The 5,051-nt window shown below is 72.2% G+C and carries 4 protein-coding genes and 2 pseudogenes; all 6 read right to left on the reverse strand.

The annotated features are described in order from the left end of the window. Positions 1-346: pseudogene (locus tag L7D48_RS25605) on the reverse strand (hypothetical protein); the annotation flags it as partial. Between the two features lie 98 nt (positions 347-444). Continuing rightward, positions 445-1,035 carry an aminoacyl-tRNA hydrolase gene (gene pth / locus L7D48_RS25610; protein WP_237882957.1) on the reverse strand — a complete coding sequence of 197 codons (591 nt, stop codon included), beginning with the start codon at positions 1,033-1,035 and terminating at the stop codon, positions 445-447. A 120-nt stretch (positions 1,036-1,155) separates the two neighbouring features. After that, positions 1,156-1,746 carry a 50S ribosomal protein L25/general stress protein Ctc gene (locus tag L7D48_RS25615; RefSeq protein WP_237882959.1) on the reverse strand — a complete coding sequence of 197 codons (591 nt, stop codon included), beginning with the start codon at positions 1,744-1,746 and terminating at the stop codon, positions 1,156-1,158. A gap of 224 nt (positions 1,747-1,970) precedes the next feature. Next, on the reverse strand, positions 1,971-2,948 hold the full coding sequence (locus tag L7D48_RS25620; RefSeq protein ID WP_237882961.1) for a ribose-phosphate diphosphokinase: 978 nt from the start codon (positions 2,946-2,948) through the stop codon (positions 1,971-1,973). Between the two features lie 90 nt (positions 2,949-3,038). Continuing rightward, positions 3,039-4,505, reverse strand: a complete 1,467-nt coding sequence (gene glmU, locus L7D48_RS25625; RefSeq protein ID WP_237882963.1) for a bifunctional UDP-N-acetylglucosamine diphosphorylase/glucosamine-1-phosphate N-acetyltransferase GlmU — start codon at positions 4,503-4,505, stop codon at positions 3,039-3,041. Positions 4,506-4,703: 198 nt separating this feature from the next. Then, positions 4,704-5,051 (reverse strand): annotated as a pseudogene (locus L7D48_RS25630) (cellulose-binding protein); the annotation flags it as partial.

Genomic DNA, 5,051 nt, shown 5'->3' on the forward strand with positions numbered 1-5,051 from the left:
GGCCCGGCCACAGCGCCACCGGAAGCCGCTCACCGGCCTCGTACGACACCGGCGCCTCGACGGCCACCTCCGCCCTCGCGCCCCCGCCGCCGCCCTCCGGCGCGAACGGCCCCGTGCACGTCCACCCGTCGCACTCGGCGACGGTCATCGTGCCGCGCACCGCGCCTCGTTCGGCCACCGCCTGCCGCGTCCCGTCGAGGGAGACCCACACGCCGGCCATCAGCAGCACCGCCGCCACCACGCCCATCAGCGCCGCCCTCGCCAGCAGCAACAGGCCGTACGCGCTCTCACCGGCCCGGCGCACCCGGCCGCGCCTGACGGAGGTGCCCAGGAACCCAGGAGACATGGCGGGATCCTGGGGCACCGGGAAGCGGACGGTCAACCTCCACGCGCCCCCGGCGTACGCCCGGGGGCCCCACGCTCCGGGAACGGCTCGTGCCCGGCTCAGGAGTTGTACGTGCCCTGCGCCCGCTCCAGACCGTCCACCAGCAGGCACTCCACGGCGTCGGCGGCCCGGTCCACGAAGTAGTCGAGCTCCTTGCGCTCGGCGGAGGAGAAGTCCTTCAGCACGAAGTCGGCCACCGGCATCCGGCCCGGCGGGCGGCCGATGCCGAAGCGCACCCGGTGGTAACCGGGACCGAGCGACTTGGTGATCGACTTCAGCCCGTTGTGGCCGTTGTCGCCGCCGCCCGCCTTCAGCCGAAGCACCCCGTAGTCGATGTCCAGCTCGTCGTGGACCACGACCAGATGCTCCAGCGGCACCTTGTAGAAGTCGCGCAGCGCGGTGACGGGGCCGCCCGAGAGGTTCATGTACGACATCGGCTTGGCCAGCACCACCCGGCGGCTCCCGGCGCCGGGAGCGCCCAGCCGGCCCTCCAGCACCTGCGCCCGCGAGCGGTGCGCCTTGAACTTCCCCCCGATCCGCCCGGCCAGCAGATCGGCGACCATGAAACCCACGTTGTGCCGGTTCGCCGCGTACTCGGGGCCGGGATTGCCCAGGCCCACCACCAGCCAGGGGGCGTCGGCGTCGCTCATCGTCGTCTCTCTCCTACAGCAGACCTACCGCGGACCTACAGGGGAAGCACCACGGCCGCCGGCCCGCGCCCACGGCGCGGGCCGGCGGCCGGAGAGGAAGAGGGGTGTGAACCCCGCGGATCACTCCGCGGCGCCCTCGCCCTCGGCGGACTCGCCCTCCGCGGGCGCCTCGGCCTGCGCGGCCAGCACGTTGAGGACGACGGTGTCCTCCTCGACGGCCAGCGAGGAGCCCTTGGGCAGCGGGATGTCCTTGGCCAGGACGGAGTCGCCGGCGGCCAGGCCCTCGATGGAGACCGTCACGGACTCCGGGATGTGGGTCGCCTCGGCCTCCACCGGCAGCGTGTTCAGCACGTGCTCCAGCAGGAACTGGCCCGGGGCCAGGTCGCCCTCGGTGTGGACCGGGATCTCGACGGTGACCTGCTCGCCCCGCTTGACGACCAGCAGGTCGATGTGGACCAGGAAGCCGCGGATCGCCTCGCGCTGCACGGCCTTGGGGATCACCAGCTCCTGGCGGCCCTCGATGTCCAGCGTGATCAGCACGTTGGAGGTCTTCAGGGCCATCATCAGGTCGTAGCCGGGAAGGGCCACGTGCACCGGCTCGGTGCCGTGCCCGTAGATGACACCGGGGACCTTGTCCTCGCGGCGGAGCCTGCGGGACGCGCCCTTGCCGAACTCCTTGCGGACCTCGGCGGAGATCTTGACGTCAGCCATGACGCACTCCTCGTCTCTCAAGTCGGTTCTGTGGCGGTTGCCAGAGCTACTCGGCCACGACTGACCTGCTGCGAAGAGCGCGTCGATAACGGATCACCGTGCCACCGCGGACACGGCTCCCTCGCCGAGCAACTCCACGAGTCTACCGCCCCGGGGAAGCGGGAGCGGACACGGCAGGGGGCGCCGTACCGGACACCCGCCCGGTACGGCGCCCCGCCGAACCGTTACGCCTGCTCGTCGAAGAGGCTCGTCACCGAGCCGTCCTCGAACACCTCGCGCACCGCGCGGGCGATCGTCGGCGCCATCGACAGCACCGTGATCTTGTCGACGTCCACCTCGCTCGGCGTCGGCAGGGTGTTGGTGAAGATGAACTCGCTCACCTTGGAGTTCTTCAGCCGGTCCGCCGCCGGGCCGGACAGCACACCGTGCGTGGCCGCCACGATCACGTCCTCGGCACCGTTGGCGAACAGCGCGTCGGCGGCCGCGCAGATCGTGCCGCCGGTGTCGACCATGTCGTCCACCAGCACACACACCCGGCCCCGCACGTCGCCGACGACCTCGTGGACGGTCACCTGGTTCGCCACGTCCGGGTCGCGGCGCTTGTGCACGATCGCCAGCGGCGCGCCCAGCCGGTCGCACCAGCGGTCGGCGACCCGCACCCGGCCCGCGTCCGGCGAGACCACCGTCAGCTTGGAGCGGTCCACCTTGCCGCCCACGTAGTCCGTCAGCACCGGCAGCGCGAACAGGTGGTCGACGGGACCGTCGAAGAAGCCCTGGATCTGGTCGGTGTGCAGATCGATGGTGAGGATCCGGTCGGCGCCGGCCGTCTTGAGCAGATCGGCGACCAGCCGCGCGGAGATCGGCTCACGGCCGCGGTGCTTCTTGTCCTGCCGCGCGTAGCCGTAGAACGGCACGATCACGGTGATGCTCCGGGCCGAGGCCCGCTTGAGCGCGTCCACCATGATCAGCTGCTCCATGATCCACTTGTTGATCGGAGCGGTGTGGCTCTGCATCAGGAAGCAGTCCGCGCCACGGGCCGACTCCTGGAAGCGCACATAGATCTCGCCGTTGGCGAAGTCGAACGCCTTCGTCGGGACCACGCCGACACCGAGCTGCCCCGCGACCTCCTCCGCCAGACTGGGGTGGGCGCGGCCGGAGAAGAACATCATCTTCTTCTGGCCGGTCGTCTTGATCCCGGTCACAACACAATCTCCTTGCGAGCATCGATTCGTCGGGGCGCACCACGGTGTGCGCTTCTCACGGTACGCCCTGGCCGGCGCACTCCCGCCAGGTCATCCCTGGACCACGGAGTCGTCGCCGTCCTCCCGCGCGGCGGCCTGGGCCGCCCGCGCGGCCGCGCTCCCGGGACGCTTGCGGGCCACCCAACCGGCGATATTGCGCTGCTGGCCGCGCGCGACGGCCAGCGAACCGGGCGGCACGTCCTTGGTGATCACGGACCCGGCGGCGGTGTACGCCCCGTCCCCGACCGTGACAGGAGCCACAAACATGTTGTCCGACCCCGTGCGGCAGTGCGAGCCGATCGTGGTGTGGTGCTTGTTCACCCCGTCGTAGTTCACGAACACGCTCGCGGCGCCGATGTTCGAGTACTCGCCGATCGTCGCGTCACCCACGTACGACAGATGCGGCACCTTGGTGCCCTCGCCCACCTCGGCGTTCTTCATCTCCACATACGTGCCCGCCTTCGACTTCGGCCCCAGCCGGGTCCCGGGCCGCAGATACGCGTACGGGCCCACCGAAGCGCCCGGGCCGATCTCCGCCGCCTCCGTCACCGCGTTGGACACCACCGCGCCCTCGCCGACGACGGTGTCCGCCAGCCGGCAGTTCGGCCCGACCTCGCAGCCCGCGCCCAGACGCGTGGACCCCAGCAGCTGCGTACCCGGATGCACCAGCGCGTCCGGCTCGTACGTCACCGTCACGTCCAGCCACGTCGACGCCGGATCCACCACCGTCACACCGGCCAGCATCGCCCGCTCGAGCAGCCGGTCGTTGAGCAGCCTGCGCGCCTCGGCCAGCTGCACCCGGTTGTTGATCCCGACGATCTCCCGGTGGTCGCCCGCCACACACGCGCCCACCCGGTGCCCCTGGGCGCGCAGGATCCCCAGCACGTCCGTCAGGTACTCCTCGCCCTGGCTGTTGTCCGTGCCGATCCGGCCCAGCGCCTCGGCCAGCAGCCGACCGTCGAACGCGAAGACCCCCGAGTTGATCTCCCGGACGGCCCGCTGCTCCTCGGTGGCGTCCTTGTGCTCCACGATCGCCGTCACCGCGCCGTCCTCGGCGCGCACGATCCGCCCGTAACCGGTCGCGTCCGGCACCTCGGCCGACAGCACCGTCACCGCGTTGCCCTGCCCGGCGTGCGCCTCGGCCAGGTTCGACAGCGTCTCGCCGGTCAGCAGCGGGGTGTCGCCGCAGACGACCACCACCGTCCCCGACGGGCGCACCCCGTCGGCCGCCAGCGCCTGGAGCGCCGTGCGCACCGCGTGCCCGGTGCCCCGCTGTTCGGTCTGCACCGCGGTGCGCGCCTTCGCGTCCAGCGCCGCCAGGTGCTCGGTGACCTGCTCGCGGCCGTGGCCGACGACCACCACCAGCTCCTCGGGATCCAGCTCGCGGGAGGTCGCCACCACATGACCCACGAGCGACCGCCCGCAGATGTCGTGCAGGACCTTGGGCCTGGCGGACTTCATGCGGGTGCCCTCACCCGCTGCGAGAACGACGACGGCTGCCGGGCGGTTGGCGCTCACGGGTGTGCCCTTCGGCTTCGGGACGGAACTTCGGACGTCTTGTGGACGGATGGCGGGACGGGCTGCCGGACCGACACGGAACCCACCCGGAGGACCACTCCCGCACACCCGGCGGCCACCGCCGGTTCACGGGAGGGACCGCGGCGGAACCGCGCGGGAAGGTGTGGTGTCATCCGCAGGATACCCGGGGGGACCCGGTCATTCGGCCGGTGCCCCCTGGCCCGGCACCGTCGCGCCGCCCGTACCGCCGGGGCCCTCCGGGCCGCCCGCACCCTCCGCGCTGCCCGAGCCCCCCGCGGCATCCGCGCCGTCCGTGCCGCGCCCGGTGATCGCCGCCAGACTCGCGCGCACATGCGCCATGTGCTGCCGCACCGCCTCCCGCCGCTGCTCGTGCGCCCGCACGATCCGCTCCGTCTCCCGCTCCACACGCTCCTGCCGCAACCGCGCCCGCGCCAGCAGCTCCGCCGCCCGCTCCTCGGCCTCCGCCTGAAGCCGCCGCGCGTCCTCCTCCGCCCCGGCCGCCTCACGCCGCGCCCGCTCCAGAAC

The sequence above is a fragment of the Streptomyces sp. ICN903 genome (assembly GCF_022015835.1).
GTDB classification, from domain to species: Bacteria; Actinomycetota; Actinomycetes; order Streptomycetales; family Streptomycetaceae; genus Streptomyces; species Streptomyces fenghuangensis.

Bases quoted from the DNA above. Each gene is read 5' to 3' on its own strand.
- pth (WP_237882957.1), bottom strand. From the start codon at position 1,035: ATGAGCGACGCCGACGCCCCCTGGCTGGTGGTGGGCCTGGGCAATCCC.
- L7D48_RS25615 (WP_237882959.1), bottom strand. From the start codon at position 1,746: ATGGCTGACGTCAAGATCTCCGCCGAGGTCCGCAAGGAGTTCGGCAAG.